Raw genomic sequence first — 16914 nt, 5'->3', positions numbered from 1 at the left:
GATCTGGAAGACCGCCTGATCCTGCCCCTGCTCAACGAAGCGGTGGCCTGCCTGCACGCCGGCGTGGTCAGCGATACCGACCTGCTGGATGCCGGGGTGATCTTCGGGACGGGTTTTGCGCCGTTCCGCGGCGGCCCGATCCAGCACATCCGCAGCGTGGGTGCCGATGCCTTGCTGTCACGGCTCGAAACGCTGCGCGGCAAGTACGGCGAACGCTTCGCGCCGAGGCCGGGCTGGGATGCGGCGGTGTTGCGCGCGCCGGTGGCGTGACGGAAGCGCAAGCAGCGCAAGGATCATTGCGCTGCCCAGTCGCGCACGCCATCCCGCTGCCTCGCAACTCGCCTACCCAGCTTGCCGAGTGCTGGCTGCAGGGATTGCAGGAGACGCGCTAACCTAGCGACATGGGGATGCTGCTACCGGTCAGGATCGAATGGATCGACGCTTTCGGCGTCGGGGTCTATTCGCTGACCTTGGTCACCCAGCTCCTGCTGTGGCAACACCGCCGGGATCGTCCCTCGCATTTCTGGCTGGCAAGCTCGGCACTGGGTGCCCTGCTGGTCAACATCACCGGCGCGGTGATGCGCACCATGGACTCGGCACCGGTTTCGCTTGCGACCATCAACATGCTCGGGGTCGCAAGTGCCCTAGTGAGCCTGTTTGAACTCGCCTCGGATATCGGTGGCAAGCCACCGACGCGCTTCGCCCGGGTGATCGAGATCGGTCTGTTGGTGCCGGTCGTGCTTTTTTTCTTCCTGCGCAACGGCATTTTCATGCAGGTGCTCTCTGCATTTGCTGTCCTGTTTCTGCTGGCTGCAATGGCGCGTGCGTTTGACAGCTCCCGCTCCGGAGATGGCGAATCCCGCGTGCTCGCCTACGGATTGGGCATGCTATTCGTCACCCTGATCTACGACATGCTGAGCGAATTGCAGGTACTGGCACGGGTTGAGGGGATGCCAGTACTCGGATTCTCGGTCCTCTATGTCGCGGCAGCGCGCGCGCTCAGCCTGCGTTACGACCGCGAATACCACGAATTGCAGACGCTGCGCCATGAACTCGAACTGCATGTGCATCAGCGCACCAAGGAACTGGAAACAGCCAACCGCAGGCTGGACCTGCTATCACGCACTGACGCACTGACGGGCCTCGACAACCGCCGAAGCTTTCTGGAGGAAGCCGCCAAACGGCTACGACGGCATCCTGCTGCGATGCTGATGATCGATATCGACCATTTCAAGCAGGTCAACGACACCCATGGCCACGACGCCGGCGATGCCGCCTTGCGGGCGGTTGCGGATGTCCTGCATCGGGGTCTGCGCGAGGGCGATCTGCTGGCGCGTTGGGGCGGCGAGGAATTCGTGGCCATGATCGATGCCGAACACGCCATTGAAACCGCCGAACGATTGCGTACAGCAGTCGCGGCAGCACCGGTGGAAATCGGTGGCATGGCTTTGCAGTTGAGCGCGTCCTTTGGCGTCGCACGGTCGGCTGCCGGAAACGCGCCCGATGCAATCATCGCAGCAGCTGATCGAGCGCTCTATCGCGCCAAGCAAAGCGGCCGCAATCGTGTGGTGATCGATGACGATCCATCGGGCGATGCCTCGACGTCACCACCACGCGGGTCCTGACAACGCAGCTTCAAGGGGCAGGCCGCATGGCCAGCGAGGCAAACTCCGGATCCACCAGCAGGCTGACCGGGCGCCGCAGGGTGTGCTTGAACGACCGATCCAGCAGGTCGCCCTGCTCGCCGGCATCCAGCAACCAGCGCATCGCCCAGCCGAGGCCGGCCGATAGCGAACCGGCCACGCCGACCTTGAACAGGTCCGGCTGGAAGGTCAGCCCGAGCAGCGCGGAATAGCCGCCAAAGGAATGGCCGACGGTGCCCACACGCGCCTTGTCGTCGATGCCCTGCGCCAGCAGCCAACGCACGCCTTCGACGATGGCTGGAAGGCGAGGACGAATCCACCTTCCTGTCCGAGCATGCGGGTAACAACGGCAGCCTGAATGCGTCGTGGATGGGTTCGATCACCTACAGCATTGCCACCGGCACGCAGGCCGGGCGCAAGGCTTCGATCTAACCTGAGCGCATGACGAAAAATTGCGTCCGCCATTTACGCGCGCAGGACGTCCACTTCCACGAGGAAGCCGGTGTACTCGGCGGCATCCGCCACCCAGGCGGCAAAGCCCGCGGCATTGCTGCGTCGAGCCAGTCCGCGGGCGGCGTTGATCATGTCCAGGCGAAGATCCAGCACCTGCGCTGAGCGCGTAGCCCAACTTGCCGGCTGCTCAGTTGCGTTCTCTTCCGGTGGCTGTTGGGTCCGTATGTGTGGCAAGCATGAGGACACCCAGCAGAAACGCCGAGACGATGGCCGTTGCGACGAGAATCAGGAACACGATGCCGACGCCCATCGCATCGTCGCCAGAAAGATGAAATGGATCCGGCAGTCGGGAAAGCAATGCCGCGGTCCCGGCCAGCGGCAACACGCATAGCCCGGCGCAGGCACAGTGGCTCAGCCATGCGCCCATGCGGGATGCGCCGCTCCGGGCACGACGCCATTGATGGTAGGCGCTCAATGGCAGGGCAAGGGCACCAGCAAAGGCCGCCAGGAACGGGGGCATGCGGGAAGGAAGATCGTGCTTGAAGTAAGAAGCGCTGAAACCGAGGCTGAACGTCCAAAAGGCCAGCGCTGCCCAGAGCAGCAGCGCGACCAGCATCCCGATTCTCATTGGGAGGGACAGTGGCTTGGGCTGGCGCATTGATTTTCTCATCGCCTTGCAATGCCGGCCATGCTACCGGCTTTACCAGTCCGCATCCTGCCCCATTCGGCCTTGAGGCAATGCTTATGTGGGCGCCTCCTGGAAGGCAAGCCGCATTTCGTACGCGGGTTTGGCAGGTCGCAGGACTGCACGGAAATGCGGTTGAGCGTCCGGCGCGTGGCCAGTTATGATCTGAAGGCGTGGGCGGGTGACGAGCCGCTGCCCGACGGTCCGCCGCATTGATCACCCACCCAAGAAATCGCGATGACCCGCGGAGCAAACTGAACCATGGGCCTCCCGAAGGATCACTCGCCAGCCCCCACCGGCACGACGGAAACACCGACGAAGCGATCCGCGTTGCTGGATCGCTTCTGCCGGAGCATGGAGATGAATTACGAGCGCTGGCATGACGGCATCGGCTACGAACTCGAACTGCTCCGGTCCGCCACGCCCGAAGAGCGCGAGCAGATCGAACAGCTGCTGTTGGCCGGCGGCATTCAGGACTGGCGCGACGTCGAGGCACTGGCGGCACTGGACACCCCGCGCAGCCGGGCGGCACTGGCGGCGGCAGGCGAGCATTCGGACCCTGCGGTGCGTGCCGCGATTGAGCATTACGCGCCCGGAGTGACTTCCGATCGGCAGCGTGAGATCGGTCTCGTGCAAGCCTTGAGGGAGGCGCGGTTTTACGGTGGATTGACTCAGACGCTGGACGTGGTGGCCGAATTTCATCCGCCCGCCGTTGTGGCGGCCTTGCTGGAAGGCGCACTGCGCCGTGAGGGCGAAGTGGCGGTCCATTTCGCCGCGATGCTGGCCTTTCTTCATGGCCAGGCCAGCGAACCGTTCGATATGGACCAGCGGCCGTTTTTTCTGCGCTTCAACACCGAGAATGGTCAGGAGCGGGAGGACGTCTTTCGCGAACTTTGCGCCCGCATCGGCATGGATGCCACTCGCTGGCTGGCTCCCGAATCCCCTTCACCTGACTGATTCGGCCCTGAAGGCAATGCTTATCTGGGCGCCTCCCGGAAGGCAAGCCTTGCAACGGGCTGCGCACGCAGCCGTGCGCCGGCGGCCCCGGCTCACATCGTCTGGGTCGGCTGGTCCGCGTTGAGGGTGCCGGCCAAGGTGGTTTCGATCTTGCTTCTCACGGCCTCGCCATCTGAGCTGTCAGCGAACTGGATACCGATGCCTGCAGCACGGTTCCCCTGCGAGCCGGTCGGCGTCACCCAGACGACTTTGCCCGCCACCGGAAGCCGCTCCGAAGATTCAGGGAGGGTCAACAGCAAGAACACCTCGTCGCCGAGGAAGTAGCGCTTGTTGGTCGGCACGAATACACCGCCATTCTTGATGAACGGCATGTAGGCGTTGTAGAGCGCCGGCTTGTCCTTGATCACCAGTGACAGGATGCCCTGCCGCGCTCCGCCCGTTGCTCCTACCATCATCGCACCTTCATCGCCTGTCGGTTATCCCGCGCCACGCCAGCAGCGCCTCGTGTACCACAAGATCCGGCCTTACCGTCGTCCGCAGTAGATCACGGGCGCGGTTGGCCGTGTCGAACCGCCCCACCAGCGTGCGGGCTGTGGCCGGATCGGTCAAGTCCGCCATCCGCTGGCGGGCCAATTCTGCCAGATGCCACAGGCGTTCATCGGCACGGCCATCCACCGTCCATCGCTGCGCCACCAGATCGGCGGCCTCACAGGCCCGCTCCAGCGCCTGCGCATCGTCCCGGACCGAGCGACGCAATACCATTCCATCGCCCTCCAGCCACGCTGCCGCCAATCCGGGATTGCCGCGCGCAGCGTCCAGTGCATCGGCCGCATCCACGGCGGCGTGCCCATGCTGGCAAAGCCAATGGATGGACTCGTCGCGACCAGGAGGTCGCACATCCAGTCGTTGGCAGCGGCTGCGGATGGTCGCAGGCAGGCGGGCTGGGTCTGCCGCCAGCAGCCACAGATAACGCCCCGGCTGGGGCTCCTCCAGGGTCTTGAGCACGGCATTCCAGGCAGCCCAGTTGACCGCTTCGGCTGGGTCGAGGATCACCACTTGGGCGCCCCCGAGTTGCGCGGTCAGCACCAGTTTTTCCGACAGCTCGCGAATCTGCTCGATCACGATTTCCGTCCGCATCTTCGGTGGCCGCGCCTTCTCGTTCCAACCATGCCCGATCAGGTTCAGGTCCGGATGGCTGCTGCGTCCCCACGGGTGCACGAGGCGTCCTTCCGGGCGAAGTTCGGGAGAATCCAACTGTGCCCGCGCCTGGAACAGCCTGCAGCTGCGGCACGTTCCGCAGGCCAATCCTGCGGCATGCGGCGCAGAACACAGCACGCGCTGTGCCAGCGTTTCTGCCAGCAGACGCTTGCCGATGAACCGCGGCCCGGTGATCAGGACCGCATGGCCAAAGTGGCCGGCCGCCAATGCTGAGGAGGCTTGTTCGAATGCGCGCTGCAGCCACGGCGCCAACTTCGGCAAGAGGCTCATGCCAACCCTTCCCGGTATTGGGACAGGATGGCAACCGCCTCGCTGGCCACCAGACCTGCGCTCAGTCCGGCGTCGATCGTGCGGATTCGTCGCGGATCACTTGCGGCACGCAGGCGAAACCCCTCGCGGACGCGCTCGAAGAACGCATCGCGTTCGCTCTCGATGCGGTCGGGCACGGCATCGCCCAGCAGGTCGCGTCCACGCGTGCGTTCGCGTGCGCTGGCCACGTCCAGATCCAGCAACAGGGTCAACCCCGGCACGATGCCCACCGCGCCGCGTTCGAGTTCGGCGATGAATGCCATGTCCAGGCCGCGTGCGGCGCCTTGGTAAGCGAAGCTCGAATCGGTGAAACGGTCGCAGACCACCCAAGCGCCGCGTGCAAGCGCCGGCCGGATCACCTGCGCCACGTGCTGCGCGCGCGCAGCAAACACCAGCAACAATTCGGTGTGTGGGTCCATCACTTCGTTGCTTTGCGCCAGCAGCAACTCGCGGATGCGCTCGGCCAGCGGCGTGCCACCCGGCTCGCGGGTGCACACCACGTCCTCCCCGTCTGCAAGCAACGCATCGCGCAGGGCCGCCAGCACCGTGCTCTTGCCCGCGCCCTCGCCGCCTTCGAGGGTCAGGAAACGCGGCTGGGTTGCTGGCGCCGAGGTCATTTCGGTGACGCCCCAGCAGTCTGCGCTCCCTGCAACCGCGCACGATTGCGCTGGATGTACTCGCGCACCGCTGCGCTGTGCTCACCCAGCGTGTGGGTGAACACATGGCGCCCGCTGCCGTCACCGACCGCGACGAAATACAGGGCATCACCCGGCGCAGGGTGCACGGCCGCGCGCAATGCCGCCTCGCCCGGCATCGCGATGGGTGTGGGCGGCAATCCATCGCGGGTGTAGGTGTTGTAGGGCGTATCGGTGTCGAGGTCGACGCGGCGCAGGTTGCCGGCATAGCTCGACCCCATGCCGTAGATCACGGTCGGATCGGTCTGCAGGCGCATGCCCATGCGCAGCCGACGCACGAACACCCCGGCGATTCGCGGGCGCTCGTCGCCCACGCCGGTTTCCTTTTCGATGATCGAGGCGAGGATCAAGGCGTCGACCCGATTCTTCAGCGGCAGGTCCGGGGCACGCCCGGCCCAGGCCGCATCCAGCGCCTTGTCCATGGCGGCGTAGGCGCGCTTGAGGATGTCGAGATCGGAATCGCCGCGCGTCCACGCATAGGTTTCCGGCAGGAAGCGGCCTTCCGGCGACTGGCCTTTCTGACCCAATGCTTCCATCAAGGCGGCATCATCCATGTCGGCGAGCGTCTGTCGAAGAAGCGCAACCTTGCCGAGCGCAGCGCGCAGGTCGCGGATGTTCCAGCCTTCGACGATGGTGAAATTGCGCCGCACCACCTTGCCGTCACGCATTGCCAGCAGCAGCGCGCGCGGCGTGGTGGCCGCATTGAGCGCGTACTCGCCCACCTGGATGCGCCCAGACGCGCCGGTCTCACGCGCCAGCACCTGCCACAACAGGCGATCCCCGGTCGTGATGCCCTGCTCGCGCAGTTTCGGCAGCAGTTTGCCGAGGTTGTCGCCACGCGATACCAGCAAGCTGGTGTCATCGCGAACGCCAACCATCGGCGCATCGGCAAACGCGTGGTAGCGCTGCCATGCCCAGCCCGCAGCCACGGCGGCAGCCAGGACCAGCACCAGCAGCAGCGTGCGGAATTTCATGCCACCACCGTCGCCACGGAAAACATCGGATACGCCATCGCCAGTTGCACCTGAAGGTCGTGGATCGCCGGGCTCGCCGCCCATGTGCGGCCGCCCAGCATCGAGACCGGCAGGATACCGCGCACCGCATTGCACAGGGCCAGTGCATCGGCGGAGGTGAGATCCTCCATCGACAGCGCAGCAACATCCACAAGACCTTGTCCCAGCAGCCAGCCACGCAACACGCCGGCCACGCCGCAGGTTTCCACCGGCGGCGTCCACCAGCGGCCATCGCGATGGACCAGCAGATTCGCGGACGTGGCGCAGACGGGATGGCTCTCCATATTGCGCATCAGGCCTTCATCGCAGTCTGCGCGCTGCACTTCCAGCCGCGCCAGCACCTGTTCCAGCCGGTTGCAGTGCTTGATCCCGGCCAGTGCCGGCTGCAGCGCCAGCCGGGTTTCGCAGACATGCAGGCGCAGGCCCGTCGAACCAGCTTGCGGGAGTGGATGCAATGACAATGCCCATACCGGGTCAACATCTACGGGCGGCGCATAGCCGCGGCCGCCGTCGCCACGCGTGACCAACAGTTTGATGACGCCAGCATCAAGCCCTGCGCTGTGTTCTTGGATGCGTGCGGTGAGGAACGCGACATCCGGCAACGGCAGGGCAAGGCGTTCGGCACCCACCTGCAGCCGCGCGAGATGACGCGGCCACAACGGGATCGAACCGTGATCCACGCGCATCGTCTCGAACAGGCCGTCGCCGTAGTTCAGGCCACGGTTGGTGCTTGACACCGCACCCAGGCGATCGCGCCCCATGAATACTTCAGGCGTCATGGGCGTCGGCTCACCCGGCGATTACCGGCGCGTGGCTGGGTCGAATCCCATGGTGTGCGCTCCCGGTCGAGCCATGCGCTCGTCATTCGACCCCCAATGCGCGCAGCATCCCACGCGCCTTCGCCCGCGTTTCGTCCAATTCACGCAACGGATCCGAGTCGATCACGATGCCGGCGCCGGTGCGGAAACGCAGCATCGCCCCCTCCACTTCGGCACTGCGGATCAGGATATTCAGGTCCATGTCGCCATCATGCCCCAGCCAGCCCATCGCACCGGTATAGGCGCCACGCCCCACGCCCTCCAACTCGGCGATGATCTGCATGCAGCGCACTTTCGGGCAGCCGGTAATGGTGCCGCCGGGGAACACCGCGGCGATCACTTCTCCTGGCGTCGTGTCCACGCACAATCGGCCGCGCACATTGCTGACGATGTGGTGGACGTGGGCATAGCTCTCCACCGTCATCAATTCATCCACCTGCACGCTGCCCGCTGCACATACGCGGCCGAGGTCGTTGCGCTCCAGGTCGATCAACATCACGTGCTCGGCGCGTTCCTTGGGATGGCCGACCAATTCGTGGATCCGCGCCGCATCGTCATCGCCCGCGAACCGTGGCCGGGTGCCGGCGATCGGGCGGGTTTCCACCACGCCGGCCTGGATCGAAAGCAACCGCTCCGGCGATGCGCTGACCACGCTGCCGGTCGCTGTCCGGAAGATCCCCGCGAACGGCGCGGGGTTGTGCGCACGCAGGCGCTGGAACAGCAGCGCAGAGTCCAATTCCCCGGCAAACCCAGCCTGCCATCCGCGTGAAAGGTTGACTTGAAACACATCGCCAGCAGCGAGGTAGTCGAGTATCCGCACGACCCCGTCGAGGTAGCGCTGGGGTGGCTCTTCGTCGGTGTGCGTGGGCGGTGCCCATGGCGGCAAGGGCGGCAGGGCTTGTGCACGCGCAATGTCGTCGGTGATGTGCCCAAGCCAAGCGTCTGCACCGGGTTCAGCAACGGCGAAGCACGCACCCTCGCCTCGATCACGCAGAACAGCCGCCGGACAGCGCAGCGCCACTGCCACCGGCAAGCGGCCTTCGGCCTGCGGCAAGCGCAGGATCGGCTCGACCTGCTGGCCAAGCTCGTAGCCCAGCAACAAGGCCCAGCCGCCTTGGAACACGCCTTCGTCATCTTCCTCGAACGAACCCCGTGCAGCAGCCCACTGCGCATCCAGCACGTCGAGGAAACGCCCTTCGATGACCTCGCCCGCCAGCGTGCGCACCAGGCCATCACGATGCAGGGCAAAGCCGTCTCCGGCATGCGCCAGCAGCAGGTCATGGCGTCCGTGCGGGCCAGTCGCGCTGGATTCCAGCAGCACCGGATAGCGCACCGGATCGAGCCGATGCAGGTCGAGCAGGTCAGTACCGCTGGAGAGGGCGCGGGTTCGGGTCATGGCTGCCAGTGGTTCCCGCTTGAAGTCTTTCTCCCGCAGGGCAAGGGATGCAAGCTACGAGGTCGCCCGCCGCCGTGGTCGGTTCGAGCGGGCCAGGGATGGCCCGTGGCCGCGAATCGGAGCGGGATGCGCAGCTTGAGCGGCGGGCCGATCACGGCGGCGGGCGACCGGTGCATGCGGCATTGCTGCTTCATTGCACCCTCATCCGCCCCCCGCCTTCGCGGGGGCAGGCTCTTCGGGCACCTTCTCCGGGAGGGAGCAGGAAAAACCAAGCCATCCTCCCGCAAGCAAGAGGACGCATCAAACCCGCTTGAACACCAGGGTACCGTTGGTGCCGCCGAAGCCGAAGCCATTCGACATCGCCACGTCGATCTTCGCCTCGCGTGCGGTATTCGGAACGTAGTCGAGGTCGCAGCCTTCGCCCGGGGAGTCCAGGTTGATGGTCGGCGGAATGACCCCGGTTTCCAGCGCCTTGATCGAATAGATCGCCTCCACCCCACCGGCCGCGCCAAGCAGGTGGCCGGTCATCGATTTGGTCGAGCTGACCATCAGCCGATCCGCATGCACCCCGAAGGCACGGCGGATGGCGTGGGTCTCGGCGAGGTCGCCCAGCGGGGTGCTGGTGCCGTGGGCATTGAGATAGCCCACGGCTTCGGCCGCCACCCCCGCATCACGCAGCGCCATCGCCATGCAGCGCGCCGGGCCTTCGCCGTTTTCGCTGGGCGCGGTCATGTGGAAAGCATCCGAGGAAGCGCCGAAGCCCACCAGCTCGCAATAGATGCGCGCGCCGCGCGCCTTGGCGTGTTCGTATTCCTCCAGCACCAGCACGCCGGCGCCGTCGCCGAGCACGAAGCCATCGCGGTCGGCATCCCAGGGCCGCGAGGCGCGGGTCGGGTCGTCGTTGCGCGTGCTCATCGCCTTCATCGCGCAAAAGCCGCCCATCGCGGTCGGCGAGCTGCCGCGCTCGGCACCACCGGCGAACATCACGTCGGCGTCACCGTACTGGATCATCCGCATCGCCATGCCGATCGAATGGTTGGCGGTGGCGCAGGCCGAGACCGCGGAGAAGGTCGGGCCCTTGATCCCGGTCATCAGCGAAAGCTGGCCCGGAACCATGTTGATGATGGTGGACGGGATGTAGAACGGGCTGATCTTGCGTACCCCGCCCTCGCGCAGCTTCAGCGTGGTTTCCTCGATGCCCCAGATCCCGCCGATGCCCGCGCCGATCAATGCACCGATGCGCTCGGCATTGGCCTCGGTCACCTCCAGCCCGGCATCGTCCTTCGCCATCAGCGAGGCAGCGAGGCCGTAGTGCAGGAAGTGGTCCATCTTCTTGGCGTCCTTCGGACCCACCCAATGGGTGATGTCGAAGTCGCGGATCTCGCCGGCAATCCGGGTGGGATAGGTGGACGCATCGAAGCCTTCCACTGCGCCAATCCCCGAACGGCCGTTGCAGATGGCCTCCCAGTTGCTGGCCAGGTCATTGCCCAATGGCGAGATGATGCCCATCCCGGTAACCACGACGCGCCGTCCGTTCATCCTCGATTCCCTGAATCCGTAGCCGCCAACCCGCAGGGTCGGCCTGCAACAAAAACGCCAAGGGCCGCACGCGCGGCCCGAGGGAAAGCACCGACCGGGGCCGGCGTTTCATGCCAGCCGGCTCGCAACCCGCGCAGCGCGGACCGCGAACACGACCGGCGCGCACGACTCACGCCTTGACGTGGGCCTTGATATAGTCGATCGCCTGCTGCACCGAGGTGATCTTCTCGGCATCCTCATCCGGGATCTCGCACTCGAACTCTTCTTCCAGCGCCATCACCAGTTCCACGGTGTCCAGCGAGTCCGCACCCAGGTCGTCCACGAACGACGCGCTGTTGGTGACGTCTTCTTCCTTGACGCCCAGTTGTTCGATGACGATCTTCTTGACGCGCTCTTCAATGGTGCTCATGTCTGGCTGCTCCTCCCCCGGAGTGGGGTCAAGTGGGTAGTTTACGTGAAAGCCGGCCGCTGCAAGCACTGGCCGGGGAACTCGGGTGTGGCGCTGGATCGTCCGCCGTCGGTTGTCGCCGATCCGCGCCGCTTACGGCATGTACATGCCGCCGTTGACGTGCAGGGTTTCACCGGTGATGTAGCCGGCATCCGGGCCGGCCAGGAAGGCCACCGCACGGGCGATGTCCGCCGGTTCGCCGAGGCGGCCCAGCGCGATCTGCGCCAGCATCGCCGCCTTCGCGGCTTCCGGCAAGTCGGCGGTCATGTCGGTAGCGATGAAGCCGGGCGCGACCACGTTGACGGTGATCCCGCGCGAACCGATCTCCTTGGCCAGCGATTTGGAGAACGCGATGATGCCGGCCTTTGCCGCGGCGTAGTTGGCCTGCCCGGCATTGCCGGTGACACCAATCACCGAAGCGATGTTGACGATGCGCCCACGGCGCGCCTTCATCATTCCGCGCAGCACCGCCTTCGACGCGCGGTAGACGGAGGTCAGGTTGGTGTCGAGGATGGCCTGCCAGTCCTCGTCCTTCATCCGCATCAGCAGGTTGTCGCGGGTGATGCCGGCATTGTTGACGAGGATGGAGATGCCGCCGAACTCGCTCGCCACCGAATCGATCAAGGCTTCGATCGCGCCTGCCTCGTTGACATCGAGCCGACGCCCGTGGCCACCGACCGCCGCCATGCGCTCGCCGATCGCTTGCGCACCCGCGTCCGAGGTCGCGGTCCCGATCACGGTCGCGCCACGCGCAGCCAGCGCATCGGCAATCGCCGCGCCAATGCCACGCGATGCGCCCGTGACCAGCGCGATTTCACCTTTCAATTGTTCGCTCATGCCAACTCCCCCTGCGCGTCCTGGACGCAGATCAATCCTGGTGAAACACGAAAAATTTCAGCGCCAGTCCGCAAGCGCCGCGGCAAGCGACTCCGGCTCGCCCAGGGCGCGGTGGTCGAGCGCCTTGTCGATACGCTTGCCCAAGCCGATCAGGGTCTTGCCCGGCCCGCACTCACCGACCCGGGTGACGCCGCGCGCCGCGAGCGCCTGCACGCAGGCCGTCCACTGCACCGGCAGGTAGAGCTGGCGCACCAATGCGTCGCGGATGGCATCGATGCTGGCGTGCACCTTGGCATCCACGTTCTGCACGACCGGAATCGCCGGCAGCGACCAGTGCAGGCCTGCCATCGTCTCTCCCAGCCGGTTCGCTGCTTCGCGCATCAGCGGCGTGTGCGAGGGCACGCTGACCGCCAATTTGACCGCCTTGCGCACGCCCTGTTCCGCCAGCATCGCCAAGGCGCGATCCACCGCCGCGGCATCGCCACCGATCACGATCTGCCCGGGCGAGTTGTAATTGGCCGGTACCACCACCTGGGAGCCCGAGGACTCGAGGCAAACCCGTTCCACCAGGTCCTCGTCCGCGCCCAACACCGCCGCCATCGCGCCGGTGCCCGCGGGTGCGGCGTCCTGCATCAGCTGGCCACGGATACGCACCAAGTGCGCGCCATCCTTGAGCGAGAGCGCACCGGCGGCCACCAGCGCCGTGTATTCGCCCAAGCTGTGCCCCGCCAGCATCGCCGGCGTCACGCCACCCTGCGCCTGCCACAGCCGCCACACCGCGATCCCGGCGGCCAGCAGCGCCGGCTGGGTGTATTCGGTGCGATTGAGCAGCTCGTCGGGCCCGGCCTCTGCCAGCGCCCACAGGTCGACACCCGCGCCATCGGAGGCTTCGGCGAAGGTCGCCTTGACCGCCGGATACATGGTCGACAGATCGGCCAGCATGCCCACCGACTGCGAGCCCTGGCCCGGGAACACCAATGCCAGCGATGGGGATACGGCTTGTTCGTTCACGCGGTCTGGGCTCGCTGCACGGAATCAGGCGGACGCCGACAGGACGGCCGCAGGGGCGGAAATGATACGGACTATTGCCTGCGCGCGTCTGTACCGACGCGTATGGGGAAGCCGCGTCCGCTCATGCGTCCAGTGCGATGCGCAGGCTGGCCAAGGCGCCGCCGATGCGGCGTGCGCGTTCGCCCAAGCGGCTGGCGATGCGCTCGACGATGCGCAATCGGCGCACCGAACGCACCAGTTCAGTCCGCACCGGCTCCGGCGCAGCCTGCAACACCGGCCTGAGCAGGGCAGCGAATTCCACCTCTGGATGTTCGAAATAGCGCGAGGTGCCGGCCGCGAACACCAGCCAGTCGCGCACCTGCGCCTGCTCCAGGGTCATGTTGTCGCGCGGATCTTCCTCGAGGTCGAGGAAGCCGATCCCGCCCTCGTCGGTCACGGTCAGGTTGCGCGCATAGGGCTGGCCGATGTGGCCGCCACGCGCATGGACCTGCGCCAGCGCCTGCACCGCCAGTGCGATCAAGCGCGCCTGGCCTGCGGCATCGGTTTCGTGCAAGCGTGACTTCAAGGTCGTGCCGATATCACCGATCAACAGTGCATTCGGGCCGACGCCGAGCACCTCCGGCACCCGCGCTCCGCATGCAGCCAATTCCTGCAGCCGCTTGTGCTCTGTCGCACAGGCCCGTGCCCCGCCCCAATGCGGTGGCGGCCGCAGCGCGCGCACACCCAGCACCCGTGCGGCGAGATCGAGCACGCCGAGCTTGAAACGACGCTCGTCTTCGACATAGACCTTGAGCCAGGCCTTGCGGCCCAGCACGTCCATGCGGATGACGGCGTGTTCCTGTTTCATGGGAGGTATCGAAAGCCAGTCCGCGCACGCGTGCGTGCGCTCCGCCGCGGTCAGTAGCGCAGCAGCGCCGAGCCCCAGGTGAAGCCGCCGCCGAAGGCTTCCAGCAGCAGCAATTGCCCACGCTCGATGCACCCCGAACGCACCGCCTCGTCCAGCGCCAGCGGCACCGAACCCGAAGATGTGTTGCCGTGACGATCGACGGTGACGATCACCCGTTCCATCGGCATCGCCAGCCGCTTGGCGGTCGCCTCGATGATGCGCAGGTTGGCCTGGTGCGGCACCAGCCAATCCAGCGCACTGCGCTCCAGACCGTTCGATTCCAGCGCCTCATCGACCACCGCGTCCAGCGCCTTGACCGCATGCTTGAACACTTCGTTGCCGGTCATCAGAACGCGTACGCCGGCGTTCTCTTCCTCCGGCTTGAAGCCGACCGAGACGCCCACCGGATTCCACAGCAAGTCCTTCTTGCTGCCATCGGCGTGCATATGGGTGCTGAGGATGCCGGTCTCGGTGTCGGCCTTGAGCACCACCGCGCCGGCACCGTCGCCGAACAGCACGCAGGTGCCGCGGTCGTTCCAGTCCAGCATCCGGGTCAGGGTTTCGGCACCCATCACCAGCGCGGTCTTCGCTGCGCCGCTGCGGATGAACTTGTCGGCGATGGTCAGCGCATAGATGAAGCCGGAGCAGGCCGCATTCACGTCGAAGGCCATGCAACCCTGAGCGCCCAGTTTGTGCTGGACGATGCAGGCGGACGAGGGGAAGATCAGGTCGGGCGTGGTGGTGCCGAGGACGATCAGGTCCAGCTCGGACGGATCGGTGCCTGCGGCTTCGAGCGCACGCAGCGCAGCGCGGTAAGCGAGTTCGCTGGTGGTCTCGCCTTCGCCGGCCACGTGGCGCTGGCGGATGCCGGTGCGGGTGCGGATCCACTCGTCGCTGGTGTCGACCCGCTGGGCCAACTCCTCGTTGCTCACCACCCGTTCGGGCAGGCAGCTGCCGGTGCCGGCGATGCGGGCATAGATGCGGTGTTCGGACTGACTCATGCGCGCACGGACTCCCTGGATAGCGGCTCAGGGTAGCGGATATGCAACCGGCCAGCTGCGCGGGGCAGCCGACAGCACCAAGCCAGCAAACTCGAAAACGCGACCGGCCGCACCATCAGGCGCGGCCGGGGCGAAAGCAAAAAGCAACGTGATGCCCCGCGCAAGCGGAGATCAATCCTCGTCGACGACCTTGGTCTTGGGCGCGACCACCTGCTTGCCGCGGTAGAAACCGCCTTCGGTGACATGGTGGCGGACATGGGTCTCGCCGCTGGCAGGATCAGTGGCAAGCTGCTTGCTCGACAAGGCGTCGTGCATGCGGCGCATGCCACGGCGGGAGGGGGAAACGCGGGACTTCTGGACGGCCATCGGGCAACTCCAAACAAAATTCGAAACAACGCGGGGATGCGATTATCGCACTAATCCTTCAGCTTTCCTTCTTCCACCCGGCAAGGGCCGCGAACGACCCGTGCCTGGCAGACTCCTCGGCAGTCGGCGCGAAATCGCGATCGATCGCCTCGGTATCCGGCGCCACCGGCACCACCGGCAACGCCAGAATCAACTCATCCTCGACCAGCTCCAACGGCCGCAGATTCCCGTCCGCGGCGACCAGCAAGGGCTCGCAGTCGGGCGGCAGTGCCGCCTCGGCATGCTCCTCGCGGATCAGGCCCAGCCGCTGCTGCAACCGCACCGGCAGCAGGAAGCGACGCAGGCTGCGCTGGCATTGCAGCGGCAGGTCCGCCTCGATCCGCAGATCGACATACGGCAGGCGCAGCGCGTCGGTGCCGAAGTCCAGCGTGAACCGGACTTCACCTTCGCCGTCATGCAGGCTGCCGAGCAATCGCTCCAGCGCGGTCAGGGCGACCCGCCCCTCGAAGGACCGGCGCGCCTCGACCATGCGCCACGCATCCACAACCTCGGGGACACCATTGGCGCGCGATCCAGACATAAGCCGCTCATTGTATTGAAAAATCGCGGTTTCGTCAAACCATGCTCTGCCTGGCCGCGTGGACGCGTGACAGGTTTGCGATGCCCGCCACTCTCGCGCAGACTCGCTGCATGCGTATCGTCATTTTCCTGATCGTCCTGTTCCTGATCGCCCTTGCCCTGTGGCAGGCCGCGCGGATGCGGCGCGACCGCCGTCGCCAGCAGGTCGTGCGCGGCCTGCTGGATGCCGCCGATGCACTGGAAGTGCAATTGCGCGCCGCGCGCAGTGAAATCGAGGCGATCGTCGGCGACCACGAAAACCCGGTGCGGCAGGCCATGCAGGAATTGCTGCGACAGCGACTGTGGCTGCAGGAGAACGCGAACAGCGCCAGCCTCGAGCAACTGGACGAGGTGCGCGGCTCGCTGGATGCAGCGCGCGTGCAGATCGAGACGCAATTGCAGCAGATCGAACGCGCCCGCGGCAGCCTCGCGTGAGCATGCCCGGCTTGGTGCTGGCCTCGACCTCGCGCTATCGACGCGAGCTGTTGGCGCGGCTCGGCTTGCCGTTCGACATCGAACGCCCCGAGGTTGATGAAACCGCGCGTCCCGGCGAGACGCCGCGGGCACTGGCGATCCGCTTGGCACGCGCGAAAGCGCAGGCGGTCGCGGCGCGACTGCAGGGCGATGGCTGGGCGCTGGGCTCGGATCAGGTTGCGGACGTGGGCGGGCAGGCGCTCGGCAAGCCCGGCAACCGCTCCAAGGCCATCGCCCAATTGCGCGCGATGTCCGGCGGCGTTGTGCGCTTCCACACCGCGCTGTGCCTGGCCCATCCTGACGGCCGCCGATTCGCCGCCATCGACTTGACCAAGGTGCGCTTCCGCACGCTGACACCCGCCGAGATCGCCCGCTATGTCGACGCCGAGCAGCCGTTCGACTGCGCCGGCAGCTTCAAATCCGAAGGCCTCGGCATCAGCCTGTTCGATGCGATCGACAACCGCGACCCGACCGCGCTGGTCGGATTGCCACTGATCGCGACCGCCCGCCTGCTGCGACAGGCCGGATTCCGCTTGCCCTAGCCAAT

General features: G+C 66.2%; 21 protein-coding genes. 5 read left to right on the top strand and 16 right to left on the bottom strand.

Translation table 11 applies throughout. The features are described from left to right. On the top strand, positions 1 to 270 hold a 270-nt coding region (locus IT472_RS04825; RefSeq protein WP_297179174.1), incomplete at its 5' end, for a 3-hydroxyacyl-CoA dehydrogenase family protein. A 131-nt stretch (positions 271 to 401) separates the two neighbouring features. Continuing rightward, entirely contained in the window at positions 402 to 1625 is a 1224-nt protein-coding gene (locus IT472_RS04820) for a GGDEF domain-containing protein (protein WP_297179171.1), read from the top strand. Between the two features lie 10 nt (positions 1626 to 1635). Here IT472_RS04820 and IT472_RS04815 read toward each other — a convergent pair whose 3' ends face one another. Together IT472_RS04815 and IT472_RS04810 are read right to left on the bottom strand one after the other, a co-directional pair. Next, on the bottom strand, positions 1636 to 1926 hold the full coding sequence (locus IT472_RS04815; protein WP_297179168.1) for a prolyl oligopeptidase family serine peptidase: 291 nt from the start codon (positions 1924 to 1926) through the stop codon (positions 1636 to 1638). A gap of 357 nt (positions 1927 to 2283) precedes the next feature. Continuing rightward, entirely contained in the window at positions 2284 to 2712 is a 429-nt protein-coding gene (locus IT472_RS04810; protein WP_297179165.1) for a hypothetical protein, read from the bottom strand. 330 nt (positions 2713 to 3042) lie between these two features. Between IT472_RS04810 and IT472_RS04805 the strand changes: the two genes are divergently transcribed. After that, positions 3043 to 3738 carry a hypothetical protein gene (locus IT472_RS04805; protein WP_297179162.1) on the top strand — a complete coding sequence of 232 codons (696 nt, stop codon included), beginning with the start codon at positions 3043 to 3045 and terminating at the stop codon, positions 3736 to 3738. Between the two features lie 92 nt (positions 3739 to 3830). On the opposite strand, the gene IT472_RS04800 is transcribed toward IT472_RS04805, so the two are convergent. The 14 genes from IT472_RS04800 to IT472_RS04735 form a co-directional block, all read right to left on the bottom strand. Next, positions 3831 to 4190 (bottom strand): PilZ domain-containing protein, encoded by a 360-nt coding sequence (locus IT472_RS04800; protein WP_297179183.1) that lies wholly within the window; start codon positions 4188 to 4190, stop codon positions 3831 to 3833. A gap of 10 nt (positions 4191 to 4200) precedes the next feature. After that, positions 4201 to 5226 (bottom strand): DNA polymerase III subunit delta', encoded by a 1026-nt coding sequence (locus IT472_RS04795; protein WP_297179159.1) that lies wholly within the window; start codon positions 5224 to 5226, stop codon positions 4201 to 4203. Then, the gene (tmk, locus tag IT472_RS04790) at positions 5223 to 5882 is read right to left on the bottom strand and encodes a dTMP kinase (RefSeq protein ID WP_297179157.1); all 660 of its coding nucleotides are present in this window, start codon (positions 5880 to 5882) and stop codon (positions 5223 to 5225) included. The genes IT472_RS04795 and tmk overlap by 4 nt, the downstream gene beginning before the upstream one ends. Then, the gene (gene mltG, locus IT472_RS04785) at positions 5879 to 6934 is read right to left on the bottom strand and encodes an endolytic transglycosylase MltG (RefSeq protein WP_297179154.1); all 1056 of its coding nucleotides are present in this window, start codon (positions 6932 to 6934) and stop codon (positions 5879 to 5881) included. The genes tmk and mltG overlap by 4 nt, the downstream gene beginning before the upstream one ends. Further along, on the bottom strand, positions 6931 to 7752 hold the full coding sequence (gene pabC, locus IT472_RS04780) for an aminodeoxychorismate lyase (protein WP_297179151.1): 822 nt from the start codon (positions 7750 to 7752) through the stop codon (positions 6931 to 6933). Before pabC ends, mltG begins: the two co-directional genes overlap by 4 nt. 82 nt (positions 7753 to 7834) lie before the next feature. Continuing rightward, complete coding sequence (locus IT472_RS04775) at positions 7835 to 9187, bottom strand: aminodeoxychorismate synthase component I (RefSeq protein WP_297179148.1); 1353 nt, start codon at positions 9185 to 9187, stop codon at positions 7835 to 7837. 300 nt (positions 9188 to 9487) lie between these two features. Continuing rightward, positions 9488 to 10726, bottom strand: a complete 1239-nt coding sequence (gene fabF / locus IT472_RS04770) for a beta-ketoacyl-ACP synthase II (protein WP_297179145.1) — start codon at positions 10724 to 10726, stop codon at positions 9488 to 9490. Positions 10727 to 10895: 169 nt separating this feature from the next. Next, the gene (gene acpP, locus IT472_RS04765; RefSeq protein ID WP_297179142.1) at positions 10896 to 11135 is read right to left on the bottom strand and encodes an acyl carrier protein; all 240 of its coding nucleotides are present in this window, start codon (positions 11133 to 11135) and stop codon (positions 10896 to 10898) included. A 132-nt stretch (positions 11136 to 11267) separates the two neighbouring features. Beyond that, positions 11268 to 12011 carry a 3-oxoacyl-ACP reductase FabG gene (fabG, locus tag IT472_RS04760; RefSeq protein ID WP_297179139.1) on the bottom strand — a complete coding sequence of 248 codons (744 nt, stop codon included), beginning with the start codon at positions 12009 to 12011 and terminating at the stop codon, positions 11268 to 11270. A gap of 57 nt (positions 12012 to 12068) precedes the next feature. Beyond that, positions 12069 to 13022: an ACP S-malonyltransferase gene (gene fabD, locus IT472_RS04755; RefSeq protein ID WP_297179136.1), complete on the bottom strand. Its 954-nt coding sequence runs from the start codon at positions 13020 to 13022 to the stop codon at positions 12069 to 12071. 121 nt (positions 13023 to 13143) lie between these two features. Next, positions 13144 to 13869: a serine/threonine protein phosphatase gene (locus IT472_RS04750; protein ID WP_297179133.1), complete on the bottom strand. Its 726-nt coding sequence runs from the start codon at positions 13867 to 13869 to the stop codon at positions 13144 to 13146. 50 nt (positions 13870 to 13919) lie between these two features. Beyond that, complete coding sequence (locus tag IT472_RS04745) at positions 13920 to 14909, bottom strand: beta-ketoacyl-ACP synthase III (protein WP_297179128.1); 990 nt, start codon at positions 14907 to 14909, stop codon at positions 13920 to 13922. 171 nt (positions 14910 to 15080) lie between these two features. Then, on the bottom strand, positions 15081 to 15275 hold the full coding sequence (gene rpmF, locus IT472_RS04740; protein WP_297179125.1) for a 50S ribosomal protein L32: 195 nt from the start codon (positions 15273 to 15275) through the stop codon (positions 15081 to 15083). 58 nt (positions 15276 to 15333) lie between these two features. Beyond that, positions 15334 to 15855, bottom strand: coding sequence for a YceD family protein (locus IT472_RS04735; protein WP_297179121.1), 522 nt, complete (start codon positions 15853 to 15855; stop codon positions 15334 to 15336). A gap of 110 nt (positions 15856 to 15965) precedes the next feature. On the opposite strand from IT472_RS04735, the gene IT472_RS04730 reads away from it, so the two are divergent. Beyond that, a complete protein-coding gene (locus tag IT472_RS04730; protein WP_297179118.1) occupies positions 15966 to 16328 on the top strand; it encodes a hypothetical protein in 363 nt (120 codons plus the stop codon). Positions 16329 to 16330: 2 nt separating this feature from the next. After that, positions 16331 to 16909: a nucleoside triphosphate pyrophosphatase gene (locus IT472_RS04725; RefSeq protein ID WP_297179180.1), complete on the top strand. Its 579-nt coding sequence runs from the start codon at positions 16331 to 16333 to the stop codon at positions 16907 to 16909. Positions 16910 to 16914: the final 5 nt, after the last annotated feature.

Source organism: Thermomonas sp., from assembly GCF_020850895.1.
GTDB lineage: Bacteria > Pseudomonadota > Gammaproteobacteria > Xanthomonadales > Xanthomonadaceae > Thermomonas.
This window is presented reverse-complemented; position numbering and strand designations above follow the sequence as displayed.

Bases quoted from the DNA above. Each gene is read 5' to 3' on its own strand.
- rpmF (WP_297179125.1), bottom strand. From the start codon at position 15,275: ATGGCCGTCCAGAAGTCCCGCGTTTCCCCCTCCCGCCGTGGCATGCGC.
- mltG (WP_297179154.1), bottom strand. From the start codon at position 6,934: ATGAAATTCCGCACGCTGCTGCTGGTGCTGGTCCTGGCTGCCGCCGTG.
- IT472_RS04800 (WP_297179183.1), bottom strand. From the start codon at position 4,190: ATGGTAGGAGCAACGGGCGGAGCGCGGCAGGGCATCCTGTCACTGGTG.
- fabF (WP_297179145.1), bottom strand. From the start codon at position 10,726: ATGAACGGACGGCGCGTCGTGGTTACCGGGATGGGCATCATCTCGCCA.
- IT472_RS04735 (WP_297179121.1), bottom strand. From the start codon at position 15,855: ATGTCTGGATCGCGCGCCAATGGTGTCCCCGAGGTTGTGGATGCGTGG.
- IT472_RS04730 (WP_297179118.1), top strand. From the start codon at position 15,966: ATGCGTATCGTCATTTTCCTGATCGTCCTGTTCCTGATCGCCCTTGCC.
- IT472_RS04775 (WP_297179148.1), bottom strand. From the start codon at position 9,187: ATGACCCGAACCCGCGCCCTCTCCAGCGGTACTGACCTGCTCGACCTG.
- IT472_RS04750 (WP_297179133.1), bottom strand. From the start codon at position 13,869: ATGAAACAGGAACACGCCGTCATCCGCATGGACGTGCTGGGCCGCAAG.
- IT472_RS04725 (WP_297179180.1), top strand. From the start codon at position 16,331: ATGCCCGGCTTGGTGCTGGCCTCGACCTCGCGCTATCGACGCGAGCTG.
- IT472_RS04820 (WP_297179171.1), top strand. From the start codon at position 402: ATGGGGATGCTGCTACCGGTCAGGATCGAATGGATCGACGCTTTCGGC.
- tmk (WP_297179157.1), bottom strand. From the start codon at position 5,882: ATGACCTCGGCGCCAGCAACCCAGCCGCGTTTCCTGACCCTCGAAGGC.
- pabC (WP_297179151.1), bottom strand. From the start codon at position 7,752: ATGACGCCTGAAGTATTCATGGGGCGCGATCGCCTGGGTGCGGTGTCA.
- IT472_RS04810 (WP_297179165.1), bottom strand. From the start codon at position 2,712: ATGCTGGTCGCGCTGCTGCTCTGGGCAGCGCTGGCCTTTTGGACGTTC.
- IT472_RS04805 (WP_297179162.1), top strand. From the start codon at position 3,043: ATGGGCCTCCCGAAGGATCACTCGCCAGCCCCCACCGGCACGACGGAA.
- IT472_RS04745 (WP_297179128.1), bottom strand. From the start codon at position 14,909: ATGAGTCAGTCCGAACACCGCATCTATGCCCGCATCGCCGGCACCGGC.
- acpP (WP_297179142.1), bottom strand. From the start codon at position 11,135: ATGAGCACCATTGAAGAGCGCGTCAAGAAGATCGTCATCGAACAACTG.
- fabG (WP_297179139.1), bottom strand. From the start codon at position 12,011: ATGAGCGAACAATTGAAAGGTGAAATCGCGCTGGTCACGGGCGCATCG.
- IT472_RS04795 (WP_297179159.1), bottom strand. From the start codon at position 5,226: ATGAGCCTCTTGCCGAAGTTGGCGCCGTGGCTGCAGCGCGCATTCGAA.